This is a genomic window from Bacillus sp. FJAT-29814, from assembly GCF_001510715.1.
Classification (GTDB): Bacteria; Bacillota; Bacilli; order Bacillales; family Cytobacillaceae; genus Neobacillus.
In genome coordinates this window covers 222,985-249,399 of record NZ_LMTJ01000001.1, presented here as the reverse complement: position 1 = coordinate 249,399, position 26,415 = coordinate 222,985, and the positions used below count along the sequence as shown (strand labels likewise).

The 26,415-nt window shown below is 37.4% G+C and carries 26 protein-coding genes and 1 pseudogene; 6 read left to right on the top strand and 21 right to left on the bottom strand.

The window, feature by feature from the left end; all coding sequences use genetic code 11:
- Window positions 1–34: 34 nt before the first annotated feature.
- The 3 genes from AR334_RS01215 to AR334_RS01205 all read right to left on the bottom strand — a co-directional run bounded on the left by AR334_RS01215 (window position 35) and on the right by AR334_RS01205 (window position 3,666).
- Entirely contained in the window at window positions 35–778 is a 744-nt protein-coding gene (locus tag AR334_RS01215) for an SDR family NAD(P)-dependent oxidoreductase (protein ID WP_066304060.1), read from the bottom strand.
- Window positions 779–1,237: 459 nt separating this feature from the next.
- Window positions 1,238–2,230, bottom strand: a complete 993-nt coding sequence (locus tag AR334_RS01210) for a hypothetical protein (RefSeq protein ID WP_066304056.1) — start codon at window positions 2,228–2,230, stop codon at window positions 1,238–1,240.
- A gap of 497 nt (window positions 2,231–2,727) precedes the next feature.
- On the bottom strand, window positions 2,728–3,666 hold the full coding sequence (locus AR334_RS01205; protein WP_066304055.1) for a DUF2628 domain-containing protein: 939 nt from the start codon (window positions 3,664–3,666) through the stop codon (window positions 2,728–2,730).
- Between the two features lie 295 nt (window positions 3,667–3,961).
- Between AR334_RS01205 and AR334_RS01200 the strand changes: the two are divergent.
- Window positions 3,962–4,729, top strand: a pseudogene (locus AR334_RS01200) (hypothetical protein).
- Here the strand turns inward: AR334_RS01200 and AR334_RS29290 are convergent.
- From AR334_RS29290 to AR334_RS01140, 14 genes are all read right to left on the bottom strand, one after another.
- Window positions 4,709–4,855 (bottom strand): hypothetical protein, encoded by a 147-nt coding sequence (locus tag AR334_RS29290; protein ID WP_156431144.1) that lies wholly within the window; start codon window positions 4,853–4,855, stop codon window positions 4,709–4,711. The pseudogene AR334_RS01200 and the gene AR334_RS29290 overlap by 21 nt on opposite strands.
- Window positions 4,856–5,390: 535 nt before the next feature.
- Entirely contained in the window at window positions 5,391–6,158 is a 768-nt protein-coding gene (locus AR334_RS01195) for a 3-hydroxyacyl-CoA dehydrogenase (protein ID WP_066304051.1), read from the bottom strand.
- Window positions 6,159–6,236: 78 nt separating this feature from the next.
- The gene (locus tag AR334_RS29285) at window positions 6,237–6,383 is read right to left on the bottom strand and encodes a hypothetical protein (protein WP_156431143.1); all 147 of its coding nucleotides are present in this window, start codon (window positions 6,381–6,383) and stop codon (window positions 6,237–6,239) included.
- Between the two features lie 342 nt (window positions 6,384–6,725).
- Window positions 6,726–8,009 (bottom strand): TRAP transporter large permease, encoded by a 1,284-nt coding sequence (locus AR334_RS01190; protein WP_066304048.1) that lies wholly within the window; start codon window positions 8,007–8,009, stop codon window positions 6,726–6,728.
- A 5-nt stretch (window positions 8,010–8,014) separates the two neighbouring features.
- Window positions 8,015–8,512, bottom strand: coding sequence for a TRAP transporter small permease (locus tag AR334_RS01185; protein WP_066304047.1), 498 nt, complete (start codon window positions 8,510–8,512; stop codon window positions 8,015–8,017).
- 88 nt (window positions 8,513–8,600) lie between these two features.
- The gene (locus AR334_RS01180; RefSeq protein WP_066304046.1) at window positions 8,601–9,659 is read right to left on the bottom strand and encodes a TRAP transporter substrate-binding protein; all 1,059 of its coding nucleotides are present in this window, start codon (window positions 9,657–9,659) and stop codon (window positions 8,601–8,603) included.
- On the bottom strand, window positions 9,660–11,165 hold the full coding sequence (locus AR334_RS01175) for a class I adenylate-forming enzyme family protein (protein ID WP_066304043.1): 1,506 nt from the start codon (window positions 11,163–11,165) through the stop codon (window positions 9,660–9,662). It lies immediately after the preceding gene.
- A 69-nt stretch (window positions 11,166–11,234) separates the two neighbouring features.
- Window positions 11,235–12,383, bottom strand: coding sequence for a thiolase family protein (locus AR334_RS01170; RefSeq protein ID WP_066304042.1), 1,149 nt, complete (start codon window positions 12,381–12,383; stop codon window positions 11,235–11,237).
- Between the two features lie 13 nt (window positions 12,384–12,396).
- Window positions 12,397–12,771 (bottom strand): Zn-ribbon domain-containing OB-fold protein, encoded by a 375-nt coding sequence (locus AR334_RS01165; RefSeq protein WP_066304041.1) that lies wholly within the window; start codon window positions 12,769–12,771, stop codon window positions 12,397–12,399.
- Between the two features lie 25 nt (window positions 12,772–12,796).
- Window positions 12,797–13,570, bottom strand: coding sequence for an SDR family oxidoreductase (locus AR334_RS01160; RefSeq protein ID WP_066304039.1), 774 nt, complete (start codon window positions 13,568–13,570; stop codon window positions 12,797–12,799).
- A 19-nt stretch (window positions 13,571–13,589) separates the two neighbouring features.
- Window positions 13,590–13,805 carry a ferredoxin gene (locus AR334_RS01155; RefSeq protein ID WP_066304037.1) on the bottom strand — a complete coding sequence of 72 codons (216 nt, stop codon included), beginning with the start codon at window positions 13,803–13,805 and terminating at the stop codon, window positions 13,590–13,592.
- Window positions 13,806–13,842: 37 nt separating this feature from the next.
- Entirely contained in the window at window positions 13,843–15,048 is a 1,206-nt protein-coding gene (locus tag AR334_RS01150; RefSeq protein WP_066304035.1) for a cytochrome P450, read from the bottom strand.
- 17 nt (window positions 15,049–15,065) lie between these two features.
- Window positions 15,066–16,415 carry a phenylacetate--CoA ligase family protein gene (locus tag AR334_RS01145; RefSeq protein ID WP_066304033.1) on the bottom strand — a complete coding sequence of 450 codons (1,350 nt, stop codon included), beginning with the start codon at window positions 16,413–16,415 and terminating at the stop codon, window positions 15,066–15,068.
- Window positions 16,416–16,787: 372 nt separating this feature from the next.
- Window positions 16,788–18,509 (bottom strand): sigma-54-dependent Fis family transcriptional regulator, encoded by a 1,722-nt coding sequence (locus AR334_RS01140; RefSeq protein ID WP_156431142.1) that lies wholly within the window; start codon window positions 18,507–18,509, stop codon window positions 16,788–16,790.
- Between the two features lie 495 nt (window positions 18,510–19,004).
- On the opposite strand from AR334_RS01140, the gene AR334_RS01135 reads away from it, so the two are divergent.
- Entirely contained in the window at window positions 19,005–20,129 is a 1,125-nt protein-coding gene (locus AR334_RS01135) for an NADH:flavin oxidoreductase (protein WP_066304029.1), read from the top strand.
- 92 nt (window positions 20,130–20,221) lie between these two features.
- On the opposite strand, the gene AR334_RS01130 is transcribed toward AR334_RS01135, so the two are convergent.
- The 3 genes from AR334_RS01130 to AR334_RS01120 all read right to left on the bottom strand — a co-directional run bounded on the left by AR334_RS01130 (window position 20,222) and on the right by AR334_RS01120 (window position 22,220).
- Window positions 20,222–21,079 (bottom strand): nitroreductase family protein, encoded by an 858-nt coding sequence (locus tag AR334_RS01130; RefSeq protein WP_253701148.1) that lies wholly within the window; start codon window positions 21,077–21,079, stop codon window positions 20,222–20,224.
- A 223-nt stretch (window positions 21,080–21,302) separates the two neighbouring features.
- Window positions 21,303–21,965, bottom strand: a complete 663-nt coding sequence (locus AR334_RS01125; RefSeq protein ID WP_066304028.1) for a hypothetical protein — start codon at window positions 21,963–21,965, stop codon at window positions 21,303–21,305.
- Window positions 21,966–22,019: 54 nt separating this feature from the next.
- Window positions 22,020–22,220 (bottom strand): hypothetical protein, encoded by a 201-nt coding sequence (locus tag AR334_RS01120; protein ID WP_066304026.1) that lies wholly within the window; start codon window positions 22,218–22,220, stop codon window positions 22,020–22,022.
- Between the two features lie 665 nt (window positions 22,221–22,885).
- On the opposite strand from AR334_RS01120, the gene AR334_RS30240 reads away from it, so the two are divergent.
- Both AR334_RS30240 and AR334_RS30235 read left to right on the top strand, forming a co-directional pair.
- Window positions 22,886–23,275: a hypothetical protein gene (locus AR334_RS30240; protein WP_253701147.1), complete on the top strand. Its 390-nt coding sequence runs from the start codon at window positions 22,886–22,888 to the stop codon at window positions 23,273–23,275.
- On the top strand, window positions 23,275–23,745 hold the full coding sequence (locus tag AR334_RS30235; RefSeq protein ID WP_253701146.1) for a hypothetical protein: 471 nt from the start codon (window positions 23,275–23,277) through the stop codon (window positions 23,743–23,745). The genes AR334_RS30240 and AR334_RS30235 overlap by 1 nt, the downstream gene beginning before the upstream one ends.
- A gap of 134 nt (window positions 23,746–23,879) precedes the next feature.
- Here AR334_RS30235 and AR334_RS01110 read toward each other — a convergent pair whose 3' ends face one another.
- Window positions 23,880–25,103 (bottom strand): threonine synthase, encoded by a 1,224-nt coding sequence (locus AR334_RS01110; RefSeq protein ID WP_066304024.1) that lies wholly within the window; start codon window positions 25,101–25,103, stop codon window positions 23,880–23,882.
- Window positions 25,104–25,442: 339 nt separating this feature from the next.
- Here AR334_RS01110 and AR334_RS28635 point away from each other — a divergent pair, with 339 nt between their 5' ends.
- Window positions 25,443–25,577 carry an anti-repressor SinI family protein gene (locus AR334_RS28635; protein ID WP_156431139.1) on the top strand — a complete coding sequence of 45 codons (135 nt, stop codon included), beginning with the start codon at window positions 25,443–25,445 and terminating at the stop codon, window positions 25,575–25,577.
- Window positions 25,578–25,900: 323 nt separating this feature from the next.
- The gene (locus tag AR334_RS28630; protein ID WP_156431169.1) at window positions 25,901–26,005 is read left to right on the top strand and encodes an anti-repressor SinI family protein; all 105 of its coding nucleotides are present in this window, start codon (window positions 25,901–25,903) and stop codon (window positions 26,003–26,005) included.
- Window positions 26,006–26,415: the final 410 nt, after the last annotated feature.

Below are 26,415 nucleotides of genomic sequence, written 5' to 3'. Positions count from 1 at the left end.
ACCCTTTCATTCTGTTTTATTAGCACCATTTTTATTATTGAGCGGTAAAACCTCCATCCACCATTAAATTAGCTCCACAAATAAATGAAGAATCGTCACTTGCTAGAAAAAGAATAGTTTTGGCGATTTCCTCCGGCTGCCCTAAGCGGCCAATCGGATGTAATCGGATTAACTCTTCAAACTCCTCAGGAGATTTATTCCGGATTAAGTCTGTATCGATATAACCCGGGCAAACGGCATTAACTCGTATCCCTTTACTGGCGTAAGTTACTCCCAAGGTCCTGGTTAAATTGGCCACTCCTCCTTTGGATGCGGTATAGGAAGTGACTCCTTTTCTGCCAATATGACCAAGCATCGAGGCTGTATTGACAATGACCCCATGCCCTTGAGACAGCATTTGTTTTATTGCATATTTGTTTGTAAGGAATACCCCGGTTAAATTCACATCAATGGTGCGATTCCAGGTTTCGAGAGACAGGTTATGTATCGGAATGGTTTCTGCAATACCAGCATTCGCAATCATAATATCAAGCTTTCCAAAAGTATCGACTGAAGCTTCGACTAGAGCTTTGACGCACTCTTCGTCTGCTACGTCCGTTTTTACAAAAGCGGATTTATGCCCATTGGCTGCAAGTTCATCCACAACTCTCTTGCCCGTTTCCTCATCAAGGTCCGCTATAACCACGGCAGCCCCTTCTTCTGCAAACAACATACTTACGGCTTTACCTATTCCTTTGGCTCCGCCTGTTACTACAGCAACCCTTCCTAGTAATTTCATCCGAGACCTCCTTTTTCATTGTATATACAACTATACATTAAATAATAATGCCTAGATTCTGAAAAATCAACCTATTTTTAAAAATCTAAATCTTCTTTTGATACCTTAAAACGTACTGAACAAATCAAAAAAGACCGAACATGCAGTCACATCTCCTATCCAGCAAGCAATAGACGGTTCTCTCTAAGGGGGGCGCGCAAGGCAGGAATAATCCGAGGTATATCATAATAGCTATAAGGTAACTGAAATTCAAGATTATCCTGGCTCTTAAAAATAAGAAGTGCCAGGCATCATCCGATAATCTGGATGGTGCCTGGCACCTTTTCTTTGTAAAATTTTTATTATTAAACGATTACGGCGACCAGTGTTATTCCATCTCCGAAAAAGCCCACTCATCATATTGAAAAATTTTCAACAAACACCTTGCACGGGTTCCGCCAACATAGATGTCAGCGGCTCCTAGTCCAGTGATTCGGCAATAAAATAAGATTTCTCCGATTTGCTCCCAAATAACTCCTGCCCGCTAATCCTGTAAATAGACGTGGCTATCACTTTTCCGGACACTTGATCACGCTGAACACTCAAGATTAACCGAATGTTTTCTCCGACAGGCATATCCGTCGCCAGACTTCCGTACTGGATGAGTTCGCCTTTTTTCAGGGAGTCCAACTGCTTATCTATTCTCAGTATCCGACTCTTTAGGCTTGGACTTTTTTCCAACAGCTTCAGTTGTTCCTTATCTTCTATAAAACTTGCAAACTCGCTAATGGTCAAAGGAAACCCCTGTTCACGAATGAACCGGGAGGCATGATTGGACAGATATGGCAGCAAGGAAACGTGCTTCTCGTCTCTTGCATTTTGCAAACAATAATCATAAAGGCTACACCATTCACAACGGTAATCTAGATGCCAGAACACCTCGTGCAATTCCTGTGCAGGTAGTGCTGTTAATTTATCAATCAAGAAATCTTCCAAATACGGGATTAGATTTTGAACTGAGCTATATTGAGGGACTGTTTCTTCAAACAACCAAACACCGGTCTCATCTAACATCACCTGGCCTGGGATTTGATGCTCTTCAAGTATCGATTGCAAAATCATCGCATAAAGTGCCGTTTGCACCCGGTGTGACACTTTCAACACTTCCGATGCCTTTACATCAATGATCCGGAACGAATAACCGGACTCTCCAGGAATGCATTCTATCAAATCCGGTCGGCAATCCGAGAACACAATTTGATTCTTATCAATCTTGTACTTCTGATAAAATCGATCCGGTATCGAAAAAGTCGGTTGGTAAATATACCGCTTACGGGGCGCTTTCAACTCCTGCAGCAATTCATCAAAGCCAATGTAGCGGTTAGCCAAAGCGGTCGTACCATGCCCGATGACAACATCTGCTCCCAGGTGCTCCGTGACTACCCGCTCTTCCCAAGCAATCCCCCCAGTCATAATCGCTGTGCTGCCATGCTGATTTTCGATAATCTCTCATGGTATATCAAACTCATATTTCCTGCTCTTTGGCAGCGAATGATAATATAAATACCGTTCACATTCATGATAAAAATAACTAGCAATCTTTGAAGGCGACACATATAGCAAATCGAAACATCTCCTTATGTAACTTGTGGGAAATAGTATCTAGATATTTCCATTATAAGATATTACGAGTGTCGAAGAGTGTCTTTTTTTCAGCAATTGTTAATTACGATATTAAATTTCAGAAAATTAAAGTTGGTAGTTGTCCGGGTTTTGACGAAAAAAAATGTCCAATATAAAAAGGGAAGCTGAACAATATGATCATACTTCCCTTTTATGTTTGAATTTAATTGTATTAATATCCTTTGCGTAACAGGTTAACCATTGAGCTAAAGTATTTTCTTCAAGTTTTCAATAAATTTACTAGAAAATACACCCTTCTGAACCTGTCGCCAGTTTAGATTTAATCATTAATTAATGATTTCATCATCATTTGAAGTAAAAACTGCCTCTATTAAATAGCCTATATCATCCTCAGACATCTTTTCGCCGTTAACTTTTCCTGAATGGATATCAAATGAATCGTCTGTAATAATAAAGTCAATCATGACCTCAACATCGTCACCTTCCCGGTCTGCAATGCCGGTAAAGCGTACGACATCATATGGTGTGTCCGACGTGACATATTCCCAATGTGGGTCAGTAAAAAATTTATCGAATTCCTCACCTATTGTGGTTGTCGGATATTCGTAAAATGATCCATTTTTAATAGTAAGAATTTGGTCCACGTTTGTCGGAAGTAATAGTGCTGTCGTTATTCCATACCCAAATAGGATTAACAGGGATATAAATACCCCTCCCCAACTTCTTCCTCCTTTTCTTTTTAACCATGTTTTCTTTTGCTCATCGGTAAAGGGCATAAGATTAACCTTTTCTATATTCCTGTTTGTATGTTTAAGGTAAAAATAGTTTCCAAACATGGCAAAAAAGATACTTACCGGGAATACCAGAAAATTTACTGTAGAATCAAAGTAATAATTTTCCTCCGAAAATTGGTATTCCATTAGATAAAGGAAAAGATCAATTAAAAAGTATATAATAGCGAAATAAGCAACGTAAAGATACATTTTGCGATATCCAAACCAGAATGGCCCTAGAAAGAATATCGCCCAATTCCAACCTCTCTTACGATCTTTCTCTTTGATTTTGCTCCACTTATTAAAGAAATAGGGATAGTTTTTACCCACGAATGCTTCTTTAAAATCTGCATCCGGCAATATTTCTTCTGCAGAGTGGTCTTTCTCATACTGAGATCCTCCGTCAACATTTGCTGGTGTAGTAGAATGACCGCAGTGTGAACAAAAAGAATCCTGTTCCCCTATTTGATTTCCGCAATTTCGACAATACATGCTATTCCCACACTTTCTAATTATTCATTAATCTCGTTATTTTACGGTCCCCCTCCTTGATTAGCCAAGACTAATAATTATTTCGTAAATTTCAGTCTAATCTTAGTTAAACATTTTCAATAAATCCCCGGAAAAATCCTTCCAATAAAATGACAAAATCCAACATTTTTATGAAATAACGTGGATTATAATAAGATCTTTTTCAGCAGATAAATAAGTAGGACTTATCAGTTTATATTTGTAGAATGAAAGTTTAGAATTTAAGAAACAGGATAAATCAAATTTATGGAAGGAAGTGCTCTCTTTGGATCAAAAGTTCGCAGGTCATACTTTATTTCAATCCGTACCGTTTGGAAATAAAATGTTAGCAAGCCGGTTAGTGATGGCCCAAATGACAAGAATGTTTTCGCCAAATGGTGTCCCAGGGGAAAATGTTGCACAATATTACCGCAAACGTGCTGAGAATAGAATTGGGCTCATCATTACGGAAGGAACAGCGATTAACCACCCAGCTGCAGTAATGAGCCCCGATATTCCCCGTTTCTATGGAGTGGACGCTCTAAATGGCTGGGCAAATGTAGTGAATGAAGTCCACCAAGCAGGTGGCAAAATCATCCCACAATTATGGCATGTCAGAGCGGCACGAAAAGCAGGCAGTGAACCAAATATTGATTCACCTCCTGTAAGTCCGTCTGGATATACTTTAAGAGACGTCAGAAATGAGAAAATATATGCTTTGACGAAAGAAGAAGTCACTGAAATGATTGATACATACGCCGAAGCTGCATCAAATGCGAGGCACATCGGCTTTGACGGAATTGAGTTGCATGGAGCGCATAGATACTTAATTGATTAATTTTTTTGGGAAGTAACGAACAAGCGTAATGATGAGTATGGCGGGGATCTAGGAGAGCGAACAAAATTCGCGGCAGATATTGTTCGTGCTTGCCGGAAAGAAGTCGGGCAGGGTTTTTCAATTGTCTTTCAATATTCACAATGGAAAGGAACCGATTATCAAGCTAAATACATGTCTATAAAACGCTTAATCTTCTGCTTGTTCTAATAATTTTTCTACATTTTCTTTAATCTTTCTAAGTTTTCTGGCGAGTCCCATTTTTTCCTCACTGGACACGGAATCGATAAGGTCATAAAACTGGCTTAAAACTTCTTCCTTTTTCAATGCAGACATGAGTAGTTCAGCTCACTGTCTTTTTATTATATCATTTAAATATCAAATAGTGGAAATGGACTCAAGGTAATTATTTGCTACATAAATTAAAAAAAAGAAGTGCCAGGCATCTTCCATTTTTCTGGATGGTGCCTGGCACTTAATATTATAGGCGAAATTACTCAGGGATTTTTCTAGCGGTTTATCCCTTTTTCAAAGACCAGTTCATTCGGATAAATATGCGCCTCCATGAACGCAAGTAGCTGTGTCCTTAGCTGTTTCACTTTACTTGAGAGTTCTTTAAGTATAGCTTTCCCTTCATTCGGTTTTGTTCATTAGGAAATGAATAGCTCTCTTTTATGCTATGGTGATTCTACCATCCGCCGTCATCCATTGTGATGCATTCTTCATTGATATACTCTACATCCAGTGTTCGCGTCATCGCAAGAATTCCTATGAACTCTCCCACAAGTCAAATTATTTCAGTTTTATATTTTTCCAAATCAATGGATACTAGAGGAACGGCATATTTTCTAGTATCTATCCTATGCTATGTTTATCTCGGAGCCATGCGAATCGCCCCATCTAAACGGATAGTTTCACCGTTTATCATCGGATTTTCAATGATTGATTGCACCAGATGGCCGTATTCGGATGGAATCCCTAACCTTGACGGAAATGGAACTTGTTTTCCAAGTGACTCGATGACCTTTTCCGGCAGCGTGTTATACAATGGCGTTTGGAAGAGACCTGGTGCAATCGTAACGACTCTTATGCCATGAGCCGCTAAATCACGAGCAATCGGCAATGTCATCCCAACAATTCCACCTTTCGATGCGCTATAGGACGCTTGACCCATCTGCCCATCAAAGGCGGCAACAGAGGCTGTATTGATAATGACGCCCCGCTCGCCATTTTCATTTGGAACATTCTCTACCATTCTTTCGGCAGCTAAACGAATAACATTAAATGTTCCTATCAGGTTAATAGTAATCACCTTTGAAAAGCTCTCCAAATCATGGGCTACCCCTTTGCTTACAGTTTTTTCCGAGTTGCCGATTCCAGCACAGTTAATGACAGAATTAACGCCGCCAAATGTTGCAGAAACCTCGTTTAAGGCATTCTGCACACTCTTCTCATCTGTTACATCCGTCTTAACAAAAAAAACATTGGGGCCTAGTTCCTCAACGAGCCGGGTTCCATTTTCCACGGATACGTCCAGAATTGCTGCTTTTCCGCCATTAGCGACTATATTTCGGACGGTCGCTTCTCCTAATCCAGATGCTCCACCAGTGACCACAGATATACACTCTTGTAGTTCCATCGTTTCTTCCTCCTATCAACTATTAACTTTATGTTTCATTGAAATGGGGATTTCTAGATTCTTTCGATAATCGTTTCATTAGCCATTCTGCGCCTTCACAAATCGCTTGAAGTCCAAAACGGCCGCCCGCTCTTTCCAATTCGTATAAAGGTAATCATGACTCGGGCACTTGCTGGACCCAGCGGATGGCTTGGCTAGTTCTTTCTTGACGGGATTCCCACCCATTAAATGTTACGACCTAGCCTCCGCAACATGAACTGACCAACTAGCCTTAAAACCATGAAATTTTAAATCAATAATTTCTGGTCAAAAATAATCCATGGAGAATGTAGTATATAAATGAAATAAATCGTATATTTATTAAAAAAAATCGTGATATATGACTATTGGTAATGCATACCCGAAAGGTATACTTGTTTTTACAGTTCGGGCTTACTTTCAATAGTTCAACAACCTTTTTTGAACAGTTTTATAAGACAAATTTCCTCATAGTTATAATACCTACCCTCTTTATTAACTGTAGTCACAAAATGTAGAAATGGCTCAATCGTATTTTTACTGCCAAATTTATTTCAGAAGTTCCGGTAAAAATAGTGTAAGTTGCGGAAATAATGTGACCAGAAGCAACACTAAGAGTAAGGAAATAAAAATAGGAACTAAATGTTTAAAGGTTTGATCAAAGGATATTCCTGCAAGACGTGAGGCTATAAAAACATTGACCCCTAAAGGCGGTGTCAATAAGCCCAAGGTAAGATTTAAACAGATGATCATCCCAAAATGCATGGGGTCGACACCTAAATTTACCGCTATTGGCAACAGTAAAGGTACAAAAATCATTAATGCTGAAACCGTCTCCATAACCATACCGACCAGCAACAGGAACAAATTGATTATGATGAGAATAACAATAGGATTAGCCGAAAATCCACTGATCGTCTCTGATAAAAACTGCGGAACTCGTTCTAAAGATAATACACGTCCGAAAAATGCGGCTGCACCGACTAAAATCATGATGCCTCCACTTACCGCTGAGGTATTCATAAAAATACCTGGTATATCTTTAAAACCAATTTCTCTATGCACAAATAAGCTTACAACAAGACCATAAAAAACTGCAACAACTGCTGCTTCAGTAGGTGTAAATATTCCTCCATATATTCCGCCTAATACAATAACTGGAGCAAATAAAGCAAACTTAGCGTCATATAGAGCCTTAAGAATATCGGATCTACTACTTTTCTCTTCTTTGGCGAAGCCCTCTTTTTTACTAATAAAATAGTTTACTATTAGCAGGGCAATTGCAATGAGTATTCCTGGAATAATACCAGCAATAAACATACCGCCAATGGATACTCCTGACATGACTCCAAAGAGGATAAAGATAATGCTTGGCGGGACTATTGGTCCCATTGAACCAGCACTTGACACAATTGATGTTGCATAAGATTTTGAATAACCCTTGTTAATCATAAACGGGAGCATTATACCGCCAATGGCCGCAACCGTTGCAGGTCCAGAACCAGAAATGGATGCAAAAATAAAACTTGCCATAATAGTAATTATACCCAAACCACCTGTAAATGCGCCAAAGAGCTTTTCAGCAAATACTACTAATCGTCTCGCGATACCCCCCGTACTCATAACATCTCCCGCTAAAATGAATAGTGGAATAGCTATAAGCGGAAATGAATCACTTGCCCCAAATGATGCAGTAATAAAGAGATTTATATTTGATAGATCATGTAAAATAAGTAAGACTAAGCTAGAAATACCTAAAGCAAATGCCACTGGCATATTTGTTGCGATTAGTAAGAAAAAAAGTATGAATAATATTAAAAGAGATAGTAACATGTTGGTCACTCCTCACTCAGGTTTACTGGTTTATTACTTCTAAAAACTTTGTAACCGTCTGTTATTAGTCTTAAAGCCATTAGAGTATAACCAATAGGGATTGATATATAAATAAACCCGACAGGAATTCGCATTGCAGTAGAAATATTTCCAGACTCAATCATTTCAAAACTATAGGTAAACCCTACATATGCAATAAAAATCGAGAAAATAAACCAAAAAATATTTCCAATGAACTCAAGATAAGGTCTGGTTACTTTAGGAAAAACTCTTTGTAAAGACTCAATCCTAATATGAGTCTTTTCGATAATTGCATAACTTGAACTAATAAATATAAACCATATAAATAGATATCTAGCTAATTCACCTGACCATCTTAGTGAATGATTGAAGATATATCTTGCTACCACTTCCATCCCCATAACTAAGGTAATAAATAAAAGTAAAAGAAAACAAATAAATCCTTCTATTGGTATCTTTTTTTGTTTTTGTTCTGCACTCAAAGTCATCCCTCCCCATTCTTAAAAAGGCACTGTTTATGATATGAAGTGGATTAGAGAGATCAATGAGCTCCCTAATCCATTCTTTAAGCTACTTACTTAAAAAATCGAGAGTTTTTTCATAGAATTCTTTTCCAACCAGTTTGATATTCTTTTCAATTGCTGGTTTTATAGATTTCTTGAATTCCTCAAATTCTTTAGGGGAAAGCTCATACACTTCAACGCCCTCTGCTTCAAGTTTTTTCACTGCTGATGCTTCTTGCTCTACTACAAGCTCTCGTGAAAATTGAATCATTTCCTTCGAGGCTTCTACTACAACATTTTGCAAGTCCTCAGGTAATTTCTCAAAGAAATCGCCATTCATCGTCATAACATACGGAATAAAGTTTTGTTTAGTCAGCGTTGCAAATTTGCTTACTTCAAAAAATTGAGAGTCATACATTAGGGGCAAAGTGGTTGTTAATCCATCGATTGTTCCTTGCTGTAAGGAAGTATATACCTCCGCAAAGGTAATTGGTGTTGGATTACCGCCCATTTCTGATATTGTGTCCATAAATAATGCGGACTGCGGTGTTCTTAAAGTTAATCCATTAAGATCACTTGGCTTTTTTATAGTATGTTTACTGTTTAGAAGGGACATTGAACCGATATCATAATATCCCAAAACTTTCACCTTATTTTTTTCCTCTAATTTGGTTTGAATTTCTTGACCTAGAGGTCCTTCTGCTAATGCGAATAATTTATCGCGATCATCATAAATGAATGGAAAATCAAAAATGTTATATCCATCTACTCCTCCAACCTGCGCTCCAATAAATGAAGGGAATGAAATAATTTCTGCAGATCCATCCCTTAAAACCTGAAATTCTTCTTCATTTGAAGAAGCAAGTGTTCCATTCAGAAAAAGCTCAACCTTTAATTTTCCGTCACTCTTTTCCTCTACCAATTCTTTAAATTTCTTATAACCAATTGCAATGAAGTTTTCCTCATTAACAACCGCCGGCATTCTTATCGTATAAACCTTGCCCTCGGAATCTTTTCCACTTGAATCCTTTGTGCCTGTTTCCGCTGCATTTCCACAACCGGTTAAAACCAATACGAATGCAAATATTGATAGTAACGCCCACATACCTTTTTTTATGATTTTCATTTAATTGCCTCCCTTTATTTTTTTGAGGTTTTCGTAGTTTAAATATTGTTCACGAAGATCTTTTCTTAGAATCTTTCCATAAGAATTTTTGGGAAGTTCCTGCACAAAAACCATTCCAGTAGGTTTTTTATAACTTGCAAGTTCATTTTTACAAAGTTCTATTAAATCTTCTTCCATGGTAAATTTACCTTCTTGTAACACAACATGGGCAAATACACTCTCACCCCAAATATCATCTGGGATACCGAATACGCAAGTTTCCTTTACCGCAGGATGTGTGTTAAGCACCTCTTCCACTTCTCGCGGATAGATATTAGCACCACCACTGATAATTACATCTTTTTTACGATCGACTAGATATAAATATCCTTGCTTATCAATCCAGCCAAGATCACCGGTATGAAGCCAATCATTTTTTATAGTGTCGTTTGTGGCTTTCTCATTGTTCCAGTAACCTTTCATTACCAATGAACCACGACAAATTACTTCACCTACTTCTCCCTGCTTCCTTTCATTTCCGTTTTCATCTACAATTTTCATTTCTACAAACGGACCAGCTTTACCACAGGATAAAGGACGTTTTGCGAGTTCGTGTTTAGGCATGCAGGTAACGGTACTTGGTGCCTCTGTTTGCCCGTACGTCTCAACAAAAATTGGACCAAGCAATTCTAGCGCCTTTTTTAACTTTTCTTCAGCGATTGGCGACCCGGCCATATTAATTGATTTAAGTGAAGATAGTAGTTTCGGATCAAAAGACTGATCATGGATCATCATATTTACCATCGTTGGGACAAGAAAAATTACATTTATTGCATGTTCGTGAATCTCATTAATAAATTCATATGGGTTGAACTTATTAAAAACTACTTGCTTCGAGCCTAACAAAAGAGCACAATGAACTAATAAATTGCTGCCATGTGTTAATGGGGCAACATGCCCTATGACATCTTCATTGGTAATTTCACAAAAAATAATCAGGGACAGAACAGCAGAAATATAGTTTCGATGCGATAGCATTACACCCTTTGGACGTCCTGTGGTACCCGAAGTGTATAAGATAGCAAATAAATCGTTTTCATTAATATCGCTATCTACCTCATGATTGGAACTATTAAATAGTAGGTTCTCATAATCATCTCCGAAGTAAATGGTATCGATTTTTGAATTGACCGGTTCGATTAGTTCTTTTTCACCTAACAGTAATAAAGAAGCTGATTGTTCAATAATAAATTTATGCTCTTTGGGGTGAAGCCGGTAATTTAGCGGCACTTTAACCAACCCAGCTAACGCGACAGCCAAGTCCATTTCAATGCATTCGATTCTGTTAGTAGATAAAATAGCTATTCGATCTCCCTTAACTAATCCCTTTTCAAGCAATGCATTAGCAAGTTTTAAAGATCTTTCATATAATTCTTGATAGGTTAAAGAACGCTCTCCACTTATTACGGCTACCTTTGAACTGTAGGTTTTACAGGTTTTTCTTGCCAAGCCACCAATTAATTCCATTGTTTCCTCCCATCTAAGGTAACTTTTTCTAGTGTTAACCTCTAAAATAAACAGGGAAAATTATACTAGTTAAATTGAAAGTATATTTACAACACTAGTACCGTTCTGAAAATTAGATATACCGCCGCCAGAAGTCAATGTTAATCCTACTTTTGGATTATTCACCTGAAATCCAGGAGCCTTCCCTATAAGCTGCCAATTGATTTCTGCTACCTGTGCAAGACCTGTTGCACCAACCGCATGGCCCCTTGACAGTAATCCACCGCTAACATTTATAGGAAAATCTCCATTATGATAGGTTCTTCCTTCAACTAGCATTTCAATGCCTTTCCCATATTCACAAAATCCGAGTGCTTCGGTATACAATATCTCTGCGATTGAAAAGGCATCATGAAGTTCAACAACGTCAATATCCTGTGGGGAAACTCCAGCCATTTCATAAGCCTTTTCAATTGATTCGACTGTCGGTTCATCAGGTAAAGCCATATCATGATACCCTCTCTTAAACTTGCCTGACACCACCACAGAAGCTATCATTTCAACGGCGTTTTCTTTATACCTCTTTAAAACTCGCTCAGAGCATAAAACCACACTTGCAGCTCCATCGCTTTTTGGACTGGATTGTAATAGAGTAATTGGATTCGCAATCATCATTGAGTCTAATACTTGCTCAATTGTCAGATTTGGCTTCTGATAAAAATGAGCATATGGATTATTTGAACCATGGACCCGGTTTTTTACAGATACTTCAGCCAATAATTTACTATCAATTCCATAAGTTTCTGTATATCTTTTTGCTCTCATGGCATAAATTGCTGGTAAGGTTAAACCTGATTCTGCATCAATATCATGGGGGGGAGTGGGTAAAACGCCGCTTCCTAAAGCAGAAAGATTTTCAACACCTATTGCTAATGCAAAATCGTTCATGCCGCTTTTTATGCTGCTATAGGCAAGGTTTAATGCTACTGAACTACTTGCACACGCATTATTAATATTTATGACGGGAACACCGGTAGTGGTTAAATCATTTAATACTCTTTGTCCTACCAAGGTTCCACCAAAAACATTTCCGCAGAAAACGTTTTCAATTTCATCAATATTAATCTTGGCATCCTCCAGCGCATTTATGATGGATTCTCGACCAATTTGCTCTAGGGACAGATTTTCATATTTTCCAAATTTCTTAACACCAACACCTAAAATATAAACTTTCGTCACATTACCACCACCTTTATGATTTAATTGGTTTAAAAATAAATTGACTATTTTTTGGAGCATTTTCCTCAAAAACTAGTTCTACACTCGTATCTAATTTCAATTCCCCCTCAAATTTAATTTGGTTTAGAATTCGAATATGCTCATTCAGATCGATATATCCAATAGTGTAAGGAGCTTCATATCCGGACGGTGAAATATGCACCTTTGTATAACTGTGTACTTTACCTTTTGTGAAATTTAGTTCTATTAATTGGTTTTTACATCGATCACATGTATTCAGGAATGGAAAATAATACCTGTTACACTTTGTGCATTGCCCTGCTTTAACAAGTGGTTTTCCTGACTTCACTACAAATTGTTCATTTTTACCACTAACAGCACTATTCATATTTATACATATCTCCTCACATAATCTACTTTTCTGTAAACCCTCCATCTACAACCAAAACGGTTCCTGTTACAAAGTCTGATGCTTTAGAAGCTAAAAACACGGCGGCACCCTTAAGATCATGTTCAGACCCCGTTCGATTTAATGGAGTATTTGCTAGTATCAATGCTTTCTTCGATTCTATCGTAGATTTCGCCATTTTCGTTAAAAAGAAGCCAGGGGCAATTGAATTCACATGAATATTATATTTCCCCCATTTCACAGCTAGATCTTTGGTTAGGGTTATGATCGCCCCTTTACTAGCGTTGTATCCCACAGCATCCATTATATCCTCGCTGATCCCGCCTAAGCCGCTAATCGACGAGATATTAATGATTTTCCCGGACTTTTGCTTAATCATAATCCTGCCAACAGCCTGTGTCATAAGAAATGTGCCCGTGACATTTACATTCATAACTTTATTCCATTTTTCAATTGGCATATCTTCTAAAGGTGTACCCCAGGTAGCTCCACTGTTATTAACCAGGATATCTATCGTTCCAAATTTCTTGATTGTTTCCTCCACCACGTTATTGACATCCTTTGAATTCGAAACATCACATTTTAATGCCAATGACTGTACACCAAGCTCGCGTACCCTATAACTTGTAAATTCACAATCTTCTAGTTTTCTTGAACACACTATAATATTTGCCCCGGATTCTGCCAATGCAAAGGCGATTTGCTCTCCTAACCCTCGTCCTCCTCCAGTTACAATTGCTGTTTTTCCATTAAGATCAAATAATTCTTTTACATTCATTTCTGCACCTCACTGACGTCTATTCGATTAACAAATTAACTTTTTCGATAATGATTGCGCTGACAGGACAATTATCAGAAGCTTCCTGAATCTTATTTATGTTGGTTACATTTGGATTAAACACATATGATAACCCATCAGAATCTAATACAAAGGTCCCTGGGTCAATAAGAATGCATGTTTGTGAGCCGATACAGACATTTTTATCTACAATTACTTTAATTTGATTTCCCATACTTGTACCCACCATTTCCCATTAGTATTAATCATTATTAGTCAAAAATTACTTGTAAGCGTTTCAATGCACGACTTATTAGGATGGGGTGCCATTCTTGATTTTCATTCTCTAATCTAAGTGTTGGAAAACGCTTAAAGAGTTGGTTTATTGCAATGGTTGCTTCAAGTCTTGCCAGTGGAGCACCGAGGCAATAATGAATCCCCTTGCCAAATCCTAAGTGTCGGTTTGTTTCCCTGGTAATATCCAGTTTGTCAGGGTCTTGAAATATTTCGGGATCTCGATTTGCTGCCAGCGTCACTAACATTACACGCTGTCCCTTTTTAATAATTTTTCCTTTGATTTCAAAGTCTTCTTTTGCTACTCTCATGATTGATTTCCCCGGTCCGTCAAATCGATTTAATTCCTCCAGTGCCACATTGATTAATGATGGATTGCTTTTTAATCTTTCCAATTGATCGGGATTAGTTAAAAGAGAGAATACTGAGTTTGTAATCAGATTCGTTGTTGTTTCATGACCGCCAAAAACGAGCAAAGTAAGCGTTGCGATAATTTCATCTTTATTTAAAACATCGCCATTATCTTTAGCTTCAACAAGCGAACTGATTAAATCGTCCTTTGGATGCATTATCCTGTCTTCTACTTGATCTGCTAAGTATTCAGCTAATTGACGCATTCCCTTTTGACCTCGTTCGTGCCTGTCTGAGTCCTTAACAGCTCCGAAAACTAGCAATAATAGATCATCTGACCATTGCTTTAATTTTTCTCTATCTTTATCCGGCAGACCCAGCATTTTCGAAATCACTAAAATAGGTAACATAAAGGCATAATCTCGAATAACATCCATTTTCTTTGATTCTTCTACCCTATCCAATAAATAATCAGTAATTTCAAACATAAATGGTCGCATCTTTTCCACGGTCTTTGGTGTAAATGCCTTACTTACCAGCATCCGAAGCCTTGTATGATTAGGAGGATCATTAAATACCATCCACTTCGAAAGAATTTCATAAGTAGATGCCATTTCTAACTTCATCTCATTTGAAGCACTTTTGGATGGCATAATTCTTTGAGATGTTAAATTAGGATTCATTAATGCTAAATTAATATCTTCATATCCAGTAAGAATCCAGCCATTCCACTTTTCATTAAAATATATAGGTTCCTCTGAACGCAGTTTATTAAAATATGAAAAAGGGTCTTTTACAACTTCCGGGGCCAATAAATCCTCATGAACTGCCATAATAAGATTGCCTCCCTTTAATATAGTTTTTTACGGTTATCTATTACTCTTTTTGCTTTAAAAACTGTTTCAGGCATCGAGCCTTGTTCAACTAAGTTTATAGCCACGCGAATTCCAATTTTATTTTTAAATAACTCTAATGCTTCCTCTTTTAGATAGTAGAGATTAGCGTCTTTATATTGATTTTGATACTCAATATTGACCGTCATTTCATCTAAAGCACCTTTTTTATCAACTATAATTTGATATTCTGCGCCACTCCATTTTAATGAGCGAACTGTATTTTCAATCGAACTTGGATAGACATTTGTACCCCTGATCACTAACATATCATCTAGTCTTCCAAGCACCCCATAAGGTAAACGCGGATAAGTCCTACCACAGGAACATGTTTCTTCAGTCATAAAACTTTCATCACCGGACCAAAAGCGAATCATCGGTTGTGATTTTCTCCATAAATGTGTATAAACAACTGCCCCTCGTTCCCCTTCTGATATAGGAATATTTGAATCTTCTATGCTAACAATTTCAGTGAATACTTCATCTTGATAAAGATGTACTCCTTTTTCCGCATCACAGGTTGTACTTGTCATGAAGGGATACATTTCCGAAGTAGATCCGGCATCATGTAAACTAGCCCCCCATCCTTTTGTTAAAATTGCTCTTGTATTCGGTAACGAAGCCCCTGATTCACCGCCTGCTATTAATCTCTTTACAGAACTTTCAGATAGTTCAACACCTCTTTCCCTAGCTTTGTTAAGAAGATGCATACAATAGGAAACCGTTGCTGAAAATGCAGTTGGTTTAATTTTATCAATCATATCTATATGCCTATCAGATTCAATTGCACCTAATGGAAATACGGTAGATCCGATACGTTCAGCACCTTGCAAAACTCCCCATCCGCCAAAAAAGATTGAAAAGGGAAATCCGATTTGTACAACGTCACTAGGTCTTAAACCAGTAGACCACAAAGCCATCGCGTGTACTTCAGCAGCCCTATCCCAGTCGGATTTGCTTACCCGATAAAATGTAGGCGTTCCAGAAGTTCCACTGGAGCCTTGAAGTCGGGCTATTTCTTCTGGTGCGAAATTACCAGCATAACTTCCAAAAATCGGATTTTGTTTTTGGTCCTCTACAAGCATTTTTTTTGTTATCACAGGGACCTTTGTGGTAAAATCCTCCAAAGATTTAACATCCGAAGGCTTAAAGTTATGATTATCATAATGATTTCTATAAAATGGCAAATTGTTATATACATAATCTAATTGTTCCTTTATTTTTTCCAAAATAACACCATTTCTTTTTTTCGGATCTAAGGTTTCTCTTTCTTCATTCCAGTACTTCTTATAGCTAGTTCTAATCATCTTAACCCTCCTCGTATATTTATCACCTTTTTGAATGTTTTTAACTTCAAAAAGTTAAAATGCAAGAACCGTGCCAAACTAAATGAATAAATAAATTTTCCCTGCTCCCATAGTGGTCACCTACAAACTAGGAATGGGTTTCTGGGTGAAATTTGCTTAAAAATAATTGCATTTAATTTCTTTCAACTTTATTGTAAGCGCTTGCAAAAATGCATCATTAGTGATGCAAAAATGCATCAGTGATGTATATCACCATCACTCAATTGAATTGGCCACGACTTCCGATATAAGTAATAAAAAAATCCCTATAAAAATAGGGATTCATTGAAAACCAATACTATTCATAATATTAAGTACTCAATCTTTTCAACTTCATAGATTATATTTCTGTTTTTTTCTTACAAGAGTGGACTGGTCGATGCATAATGCTTTGGCAGCACTCCGAATACTTCTAAATTGACTAAGCGCATTATTAATAATTGACATCTCAAATTCCTCTATTTGTTGCTTTAATGGTTGGATGGTTGTGTCCTTTGTAGTAGAAATTTCACCTTTTTTATCATGATCATTATTAATAGAAATACCAATTTCATTCGTAATATCTACCAAATCAATTGTTGATTTACTAATCATTAAAGCAATACGTTCCACCATATTTTGCAGTTCCCTGATATTACCCGGCCAATCATAATTCATGAAGTTTTCTAACGCCTTCTGCGAGAATGTTCGATTGACACCATATTTTCTTTTGATTTGGGCCAAAAAATGATAAATAAGCGGGATAATATCTTCACGTCTTTCTCGAAGTGGAGGGATGTATATTGGTATTATATTCAATCGATAAAATAAGTCCTGTCTAAACTTCCCCTGTTCAACCATTTCTTCTAGATTACGATTCGTAGCCGCTATAACACGAACATCTATTTTTATTGGTTTCACTCCACCCACTCGCGTAATTTCATTCTCCTGAAGGACACGCAATAGCTTGCCTTGAAGGTTTAATGGCATATCCCCTACCTCGTCAAGGAAAATAACTCCATTTGTAGCAATTTCAAAAAGTCCTCGTTTTCCTTTATTATTTGCACCAGTAAACGCCCCAGGCTCATAGCCGAATAGTTCTGATTCCAGTAATTGCTCCGGAATAGCTGCGCAATTAATCTGGATAAATGAATTTTTTCTTCGACTGCTCATCTGATAAATAAAGTTCACTATCCCTTCTTTTCCCACCCCAGATTCACCTAAAATTAAAACCGTTGACTCAATTTGGGATATCCGATGTGCTCGTTCAATTACCATCTTCATTTTGGTATTATGAGCAATTATTGAATTCTGTGATTCTTGTTTAAGAGTAATCTTTTCTATTTCTTCTGATATTTTTTCATTTTTCGCTTTCAATTCTTCAATCTCTTTTTCCAATCCATTCAAAATAGTCAAATCCCTCAGATTACTAACAACTTTTTTTATCTCACCGTTTTCATCTCTAATTGGGACTCCAGAAAGTAGGATTTTTTTTCCAGTAGATTTGTAGGTTTGGACAATGGTTGCAGGTTTATTTTCTTTAACAACTTTTGCTGTCAGCGATTGATCAATTATCCCATGATCTATTAACTTTTGAACATTGACTCCAATACAATCTTTTGGTGATAAGCCCGTAAGTTGTTCAATTGCAGGATTCTGGTAAACAATCGTTCCATCTGGTTCGGAAACGATTATTCCATCAAAGGACGCGTTAAGAATTGGATTTCCTTCATAAAGAGAAATATACTTTTTATTTAAGCCTTTGTGTAGATTGTACTCATCTATCTTTGATTGAAGGAGAAAGATAAAATATCCCGTTTCTTTAATTACCTCTACCTCACATTTCAGTTCGAAATTACAATGCTGCTTAGCATTATAATCAGTATAAGCAACCAATGACTCTAGTTGGTGTCTACTATACATTTGCATGGCTTTTTGATTTATTTTGAAAATATTAAAATCCTCATCTGTTATAAGCACACCCATTGATCTGCAATTATACAGAAAATCTATTATATTATTTGTACTTTTCTGCTCAGAAGCTATCGCAGTAGGATTACCTTTCAAATGAACCAAATTCTCACCTCATTTGTATTAATTGAAACCTCCACAAGAACTCCAAGTACATGACTTATAGAGAACCCATTTTCTTGGGCAAAGACACTGTCTCATTGATTAAAAAAATACAAAAAGGCTAAACACACCCAAAAGATTAGTTTCCTTATTACAAATTAGCTACTTCCTTCAGTCTCCCCCTTCTTTATAAATCTTTAGTATAAATAAGTTAAGTTAGTTCATAAATTAATCCAGAAAAGTAAATAATTTTTGACTTATCTTTATTTTCAGTCTATTCTATCATTTAAAGTTCCTTTTTTACCACTCTGAGTCTTTAATCTTGAAAAACTTGCCAAATACTTCTGCCAACACATTATTTTGCCTGCTTTTCCTAATTATGACACTAATGTTTCTAATATTAGTAAAACTATAAGACTTATCAGTTTATATTTATAGAATGAAAGTTTAGAATTTAAGGAACAGAATAAATCAAATTTATGGAAGGAAGTGCTCTCCTTGGATCAAAAGTTCGCAGGTCATACATTATTTCAATCTGTACCGTTTGGAAATGAAATGTTAGCAAGTCGGTTAGTAATGGCCCCAATGACAAGAGTGTTTTCGCCAAATGGTGTCCCTGGGGAAAATGTTGCACAATATTACCGCAAACGGGCTGAGAATGGGATCGGGCTCATTATTACGGAAGGGACAGCGATTAACCACCCAGCTGCAGTCATGAGCCCCGATATTCCCCGTTTTTATGGAGAGGACGCCTTAAATGGCTGGGCTAATGTAGTGAATGAAGTTCACCAAGCAGGTGGCAAAATCATTCCACAATTATGGCATGTCGGAGCTGCGCGAAAAGCAGGCAGTGAACCAAATATTGATGCACCTCCTGTAAGTCCGTCTGGATTTACTTTAAAAGGCGCCAGAAATGAGAAAATAAAGGCTTTAACGAAAGAAGAAGTCACGGAAATGATTGATACATATGCCGAAGCTGCATCAAATGCGAAACGGATCGGCTTTGACGGAATTGAGTTGCATGGAGCGCATGGATACTTAATCGATCAATTTTTTTGGGAATTAACGAACAAGCGTAATGATGAGTATGGTGGGGATCTAGGAGAGCGAACAAAATTCGCAGCGGATATTGTTCGTGCTTGCCGGAAAGAAGTTGGGCCTGATTTTCCAATTGTCTTTCGATATTCACAATGGAAAGGAACCGATTATCAAGCTAAATTAGCTAACAACTCTACTGAGCTTGAACAATTGCTCACCCCTTTAGTGGAGGCTGGCGTAGATATTTTCCACTGCTCGACCAGACGAATTTGGGAACCTGAATTTAAAGAGGAAGATCCATCCTTAAACTTAGCCGGCTGGACGAAACGAATAACTAAAAAGCCAACAATTGCGGTCGGTTCTGTCGGAATTAACCGGGCCTATCTGAGCAATCAGGATAATGATAACGTAACAATTATAGACAATCTAAAAATTATAGATGAAAAAATTAACGCAGGCGAATTTGATTATGTAGCAGTCGGCCGTGCAATATTAGCTGATTCAGAATGGGCAGTAAAACTGAAAAATGGTCAACTTGATCAAGTATTGCATTATACTAAGGAATCCGAGAAATATCTGATTTAATCATTCTTATCTTTAATAGTGTATTTGCAGATTTTATGGGTGGGGCCGTATCAAGAGGAACCACCCATTGTCTTATAAAATGAAAAAATGGGTTATGCCATTTTCCATGATATCATGTACTCAATTTGTCCATTGGGTAGGTCTAGCTTAGGGTCATCAGAGACCCACTGACCCAAAATATTTAATTCCTGACATGCCAACTCATATTGACACATGGCGATTCCCATGTCCAACAGCTGCATATCATACCCTAAACTTGTACTATAGGATGGGGTATGTTCCAGGAAAAAATGACAAGACTTCTTATCTTCTGATAAGACTAGTCTCCAGGGTTGTTTATTAGATGCGGATGGTCCGAGTCTCACCATTTCAATCGGGATTGCCAATGGTCCGGCCTTTTCCCTCGTTAACGGGACCCCAAACTTCCCATAATAAAATAGCCGATCCCAAGGCTTTTTATTGTCCGCCTTCACAGCAATCCTTACAGCAGTATCAAATAATCTCTGCTTCCTATGGGGATAACCGATTGGCGTAATACAAGGGATAAACTTCCCTTTTGGAATGTCAATTGCCCTTTCAAACGAATGCCGATTGAAGGTCCCGCCCATCCAGCAGCTGCCCAATCCCAGCTCCGTTAAATACAAGACTAATTTTTCAAAAATATACGCAAAATCCAAGAGTGACATTTTATTATTTTCAGTAATTCCAACCAGGTACGCCTGAGGATTCTTAATGAACCCATATGTCCCAAGTCGAACTCCTTTATTGGTAACATTATTCCTTACCAATACCAGTTCAATCAGTCCCCTGCCACCTAGTGGACCAACTAGGTTATCCTCGTTATCAATGTATTCAGTTATTTTATTCAAATCTGATTCTGATAGTGGTTTACTTTCATATGTTCTAATGGAATGACGTTTTTGCATCATTTCTATGACAGAGTTTTCCACTTTCTAACAACTCCTTAAATCGTTCATACAAACCTCTAGCTGTTAATAATCAACTTCCATACTTTATTACAAAATTAGCAGAAAGACGACCAAACCGGCAAAAGCGGCTCTTACAAGTAAAGCAAACAAAGATAGGTAGAGTTTTCTTGACTGAAGCCATATTTTCCTGCTCCATTTATCGTTCTGTTCCCTAAAAGTAAGTATGTGTCGCCTACGAGGATTGCTAGTTATATAAACTAAAATTTTCCTCACATAATTTTATGAAGTTCTCCCGATTATTTATTACATCTTCTAAAATCCCCTGCCTATACAGCGAAACCAGTAATGCAGCCGATTTGGCTTGACAGTTAATCGATTTTTTCGGATTAAATTCGATATCAGTAAAAGCATCAAAATCCACCAATTGACTTAAAAGGTCTTTGTTGTCATAAACAGATTTTATGTATAACCAATCATAAAAGAGGGTCGGCGGATTGTTGGGCCAAATTTCCCCCAGCAGATTAAAATGAGTTATCTTTTCTGATGTCTTTAATCGTGTATCTCGTTTTGCATCTATTGGCAACCTATTTAATAAATCTATAAATGGTCCTCCGTTTTCAAAAACTTTACTGCCTTGAAAAACACATTCTAATAAATACGTCTGGTTAGTGTTTAAAAAATTTACCTCTAAATTAAAAGCACTAAGCTGAACGCCAAGTTTTTCAGTTGATTTACTTGAAATCTCTAATACTTTTAATCCTGGATTTTTTTCGAGGAAACTATCGTGCAAGGATTGGATTGACTTTACTTTTTGTGAAGGAGCAAATCCTGGGAACCATGTAAATTTGGTTACTTCTATTTTAACTAATTTTTCATTCGATACACAAAATACCGGTCTAATTGCCATTAAAGACCCTCTTCCTATTTTTATAGTCCCACTCATGGAACTTCAATTTAAGTTTTATTCAACTCCCGCAGGCAGTCCAAAATCCTTTTCAATAATTTTAAGAATCATTTTATATGCATCACACTGACCTAATAGGTATCTTTTGTGTGCAGAATCATAGTGGTTACTTTTCATTTTTTCATTGCTGTCGTCTAGAAAAATCTGAATCATATCGATAAGACTTTCTACTTTTTCCTTTTTGTAAGTTTGAGCCATTAAAAGCCCCCCTTCCATCTCAACGTTTTGTATTTGAGCCAAATTCATACACTTTCAGATTAATTAAAGCAGGCTTTACATCGCCTCCAATTATACGGCTGACTGATTTCGTCTGCTTTCATGGTTAATGCCGATATTTCGTTTGAACAAAACTTTGGATAGCGTGTTGTGTACGTTCCAATTCTTGAAGGAACAGTTAAATGGCGACATCCAACTTTATGAAGAACATTCCCTGTTTTTCCTCCAGCTCGGTTGAAAGCAAACCCGTTTCCATTCTCCAAACACCAATCTTCATAAGCTTTCTCTTGATTAAAAAAATAGAATACCACTTCATAACACCTCTTTTATTAAAATACCGATAGAGATAATATAAAGAAACAATTCTTCATTTTAGATAGGAAATCCTTCTTAAAAATACATGTGTAAATTGATCTGTTATTTTTTACGAAAGGCAGATTCATTCCACAAAAATATCATTATAATTAGACCAAATTGCAAAAAATGCCTTCAAAAATCATTTTTGAAGCAAAAGAAAACGTTTTCAATGCAAAAATGACGGTGAAAATTGATTTTTCGTCATTCGATTAAAGTTGCCATTCCCGTTATGGTTAAGAGGCCGGTATCGGACGCTATAACCAAATGTGTTGAAGGGTGGCAGGATAATCATGAGTATTAAATCGGGAAAAATTGAAGGTTTTGAAGAGTATTCGCAGTTTGCCAATTTGACAGATTTTAATCACAATATGGAAATGTGGCTACTGGAGCAAAAGAATCACTTTTCTAAAGGAGAATTGATGGGGTTAAAACGGCTGGTTCGCTTTGCGGCCAAAATTCCTGGTGTCTGCAATACGAAAATCGGTACGATCCTAAAGGCGATTCATGAGGAATATCATGACAATGGCATTTCCCGTTCTACCTTTAAACGTATGGTCCTGAAAGCAAAGGAAATCGGTATTCTCACCGTTCATGAAACCGAAAGAAAAAACGGCTCACAGTCCAGCAACCTGTATGTTTCAATCGTTTCCCTACAAATGAACCACCCAAAGCGGAAATAATGAACCAGCCAAAAGAAACTAATAATCTTTTAAAAACTGAAAAAGATCAAAAGAATAATAAACGTAAAGAAGAACCGTTCGTATTGGATCATACATATGTAAGCAGCCGTGTTCCACAGGAGTTTGTTCAGCTTGTTCAGTATTTCTATTCTGATGCTAAGACAATCGAAGAATATTGGCATATGACTGTGATTGCTGCCTATCGCAATAACAGTGAAACTGAACAAGAACGGATGCTGGAAGTAGCCATTGATTCGTTTAAGCAGCTGGTTCGGAAAATGAAAATGACTCATGCCGTTAAAAACCCGATTGCTTACTTCTACGGGATTCTGATGAAACAATTTAAGCACCGTTATTACGAGGACCTTTACGAAGTACATAGTTATCCAAGTACTTCATATAACGATCCCTTTTTTGATAATCCGTTGTTTCATTCCTGGGAAACTAATTTTGATAGCAACCACTCCTAAATGATTATTTTTTTGAAAAATTGTTTGGGTTTCGCACTTTTGATTATTCTCGAGTATCATTGCATTATGAATGGTAAAGCCTCCACTAGTTTAAAAACCTGTGAAGGCTATTAGATTTTATTATTCAATGATAACTACCCATTCACGATTTCTTGCCCAGGCTGAAGAATCTCCACACCTTCGATTTCCACTGTTTCAGGATACTTGATGCCAGCCCCTGTATTGAGGCATACCACATGTTCATTCTCTTGAATCCAGCCTTGTTCACGCAGGATTCGAGCTGCTGCGAAGGTGGCTGCTCCTTCTGGACAAATGAAGTTTCCTTCTAAAGAGGCTACCTGCTTTTGCGCCTTTAATAGATCTTCTTCTGAAATCGCAATCGCACATCCATCAGTTGCATAAAGGCTTTCTAATACTAAAAAGTCCCCTAACGCTTTAGGAACGTTAATACCGAAGGCAGATGTCTGAGAATTCTCAAAGAACTTCGATTCCTTTTCCCCTTTTTTCCATGCTTCTACAATCGGGGCACAGCCTTCCGCCTGTACGGCTACTAAGCGAGGAAGCTTGCCTTCTTCGATCCAGCCTAATTGCTGCATTTCAAGCAATGCCTTATAAATGCCAATGATGCCGACACCGCCGCCTGTTGGGTAGAGAATTACATCAGGAACCTTCCAGCCAAACTGTTCGACAATCTCGTAGCCCATCGTCTTTTTACCTTCAATCCGATAAGGCTCCTTTAGCGTCGATGCGTCATACACACCATGATTTTGCACAAGACTGGCAACGACTTTTCCAGCATCACTGATTAAACCGTTAATTAAATACAAGTCTCCACCAGCAATATATACTTCTTTACGGGTAATTTTCGGAGCATCCAAAGGCATCACAATCGTTGCCTTAATGTTCGCCTTCGCAGCATATAGCGCCCAAGCCGCCCCGGCATTTCCGTTTGTCGGCATGGCTAATTGCTGTACGCCCAGCTCCTTCGCTTTAGAGATTCCCACACTGGCCCCTCGTGTTTTGAAAGAGCCTGTAGGAATGATCCCTTCGTCCTTGATATATAAATGCTGGATGCCATACTCCGCTCCAAGAGACGGAAGCTTCTCTAACGGCGTCATGCCTTCGCCAAGCGTTACAACATTTTCCTCTTTATGTACAGGCAGTAACTCATGATAACGCCATAAGCTATTCGTCCGCTTAGCAATGTCCTCACGGGATACATTTGCCTTCACTTCTTCTAAATCATAACGTACCAATAAGGGCGAACCGCATTTACATAATTGCTGAACCTTATGCTCTTCAAATGTCTCGCCGCATTTTGGGCATTCTAGACTAGATATGTAACTATAGTTTGTCATTTTTCCTCCCCCTATAAAAAGTAAGAACACAATACAACTCTATTAAGGTCCAATCGACTAATTTTTCAATCTATTTACACCTAAATCTTAATCCTATATTTCCGATTAGTCAACTGCGATTTAGAAGTGGTAGACAGGTAGATATTTAGTTAAGATAGGTAAATATATTCGCAGATTGATGGGTCATGTTAATTTCCGTTTACGTATTTTTCATTTATTTTTCATTTGCATGAAACCACAAAAAAAAGAACATTATTATGCGAAAATTATAGTGAGTGTATTTTTATTCTCGAAGAAATCTTTTTATTTACATAAGTCTCTAAAATGGAGGAGTTAAACATGAAAAAAATCGAGTCGGATCTCCCAAAAGAATGGATTGAGTTAGTCAAAGAAGCAATGAAATCTGGTATAACGAAAGAAGATTTTAAGGTTTTTTTAGAAAAAGAAAAAGAGAATAGGAAAAACCAGAAATAAGAAAAGGCTGCCCAGTTCCTTAACTTGTTTAACAATATGCCACATGAGTTGGATCAGTAAAAATCCTTTCCAGTTGCACGTTATTTTCGTTTTACGATATTATTAGTCCTAATCTCTGTCGAGTTTTTTGGAATTTTTTTCAATCTGGAACAAAAAAAAGTAGTATTATTACATTATGATTAATTAGTTCTTTAACACTACATATTGAGAAAGAGCAATCCTTTACGAAAGTCATAGACTCTATAGCCAAGGGCCTAAATATTTTCATGTATTGATGGCTAGGTTGCCAAATTTCAGGAGGCTGGATAATGTCTGTTAAAACGATGGTAAAAGAAGAATTGGAACAGGAATGGTTGGACCTCATGTTAGAAGCGCGAGATTTAGGTATTTCCATCGATGAAATTAGAGATTTTTTACAACAATCTTAGACCCATTACGGTCTATTTTTTTATCTTTAGAATACACAATTGTAAGATAAGGTTTAAAGATGAGTTGGATTTCGGGACGGACACGGCATTGCTATCTTGCCATAATTATGATGATTTACATAGAGAGAAAATATAGTCTGGCCCCAAAATGGCACGCCCTATGCTTTGATAATTGGTCAAAATAGCTAACAACCTGAACTTTCAATATTCCTCTCCCCCAAAAACACAAAGATGCACAAAATACCAGTCTATTTGCCATTAAAGACCCTCTTCCTATTATTATAGTCCCTCTCTTGTTTTTTTCTTTATCATTTTTTTATTGTAAACCGCTAAAAAACAACAAAAATAGTAATAAAATACTTCCAGAATTCAACAAAGTACTAGATTCCGCTGTACTAGAATAGAGGAGA

Coding starts and splice junctions, on each gene's coding strand:
- AR334_RS01215 (WP_066304060.1), bottom strand. CDS start 778: ATGAAATTACTAGGAAGGGTTGCTGTAGTAACAGGCGGAGCCAAAGGA.
- AR334_RS01210 (WP_066304056.1), bottom strand. CDS start 2,230: ATGACTGGGGGGATTGCTTGGGAAGAGCGGGTAGTCACGGAGCACCTG.
- AR334_RS01205 (WP_066304055.1), bottom strand. CDS start 3,666: ATGTATTGTCGAAATTGCGGAAATCAAATAGGGGAACAGGATTCTTTT.
- AR334_RS29290 (WP_156431144.1), bottom strand. CDS start 4,855: ATGTCTGCATTGAAAAAGGAAGAAGTTTTAAGCCAGTTTTATGACCTT.
- AR334_RS01195 (WP_066304051.1), bottom strand. CDS start 6,158: ATGGAACTACAAGAGTGTATATCTGTGGTCACTGGTGGAGCATCTGGA.
- AR334_RS29285 (WP_156431143.1), bottom strand. CDS start 6,383: ATGGGTGGGAATCCCGTCAAGAAAGAACTAGCCAAGCCATCCGCTGGG.
- AR334_RS01190 (WP_066304048.1), bottom strand. CDS start 8,009: ATGTTACTATCTCTTTTAATATTATTCATACTTTTTTTCTTACTAATC.
- AR334_RS01180 (WP_066304046.1), bottom strand. CDS start 9,659: ATGAAAATCATAAAAAAAGGTATGTGGGCGTTACTATCAATATTTGCA.
- AR334_RS01175 (WP_066304043.1), bottom strand. CDS start 11,165: ATGGAATTAATTGGTGGCTTGGCAAGAAAAACCTGTAAAACCTACAGT.
- AR334_RS01165 (WP_066304041.1), bottom strand. CDS start 12,771: ATGAATAGTGCTGTTAGTGGTAAAAATGAACAATTTGTAGTGAAGTCA.
- AR334_RS01160 (WP_066304039.1), bottom strand. CDS start 13,570: ATGAATGTAAAAGAATTATTTGATCTTAATGGAAAAACAGCAATTGTA.
- AR334_RS01155 (WP_066304037.1), bottom strand. CDS start 13,805: ATGGGAAATCAAATTAAAGTAATTGTAGATAAAAATGTCTGTATCGGC.
- AR334_RS01150 (WP_066304035.1), bottom strand. CDS start 15,048: ATGGCAGTTCATGAGGATTTATTGGCCCCGGAAGTTGTAAAAGACCCT.
- AR334_RS01145 (WP_066304033.1), bottom strand. CDS start 16,415: ATGATTAGAACTAGCTATAAGAAGTACTGGAATGAAGAAAGAGAAACC.
- AR334_RS01125 (WP_066304028.1), bottom strand. CDS start 21,965: ATGGCAATTAGACCGGTATTTTGTGTATCGAATGAAAAATTAGTTAAA.
- AR334_RS01120 (WP_066304026.1), bottom strand. CDS start 22,220: ATGGCTCAAACTTACAAAAAGGAAAAAGTAGAAAGTCTTATCGATATG.
- AR334_RS30240 (WP_253701147.1), top strand. CDS start 22,886: ATGAGTATTAAATCGGGAAAAATTGAAGGTTTTGAAGAGTATTCGCAG.
- AR334_RS30235 (WP_253701146.1), top strand. CDS start 23,275: ATGAACCAGCCAAAAGAAACTAATAATCTTTTAAAAACTGAAAAAGAT.
- AR334_RS01110 (WP_066304024.1), bottom strand. CDS start 25,103: ATGACAAACTATAGTTACATATCTAGTCTAGAATGCCCAAAATGCGGC.
- AR334_RS28635 (WP_156431139.1), top strand. CDS start 25,443: ATGAAAAAAATCGAGTCGGATCTCCCAAAAGAATGGATTGAGTTAGTC.
- AR334_RS28630 (WP_156431169.1), top strand. CDS start 25,901: ATGGTAAAAGAAGAATTGGAACAGGAATGGTTGGACCTCATGTTAGAA.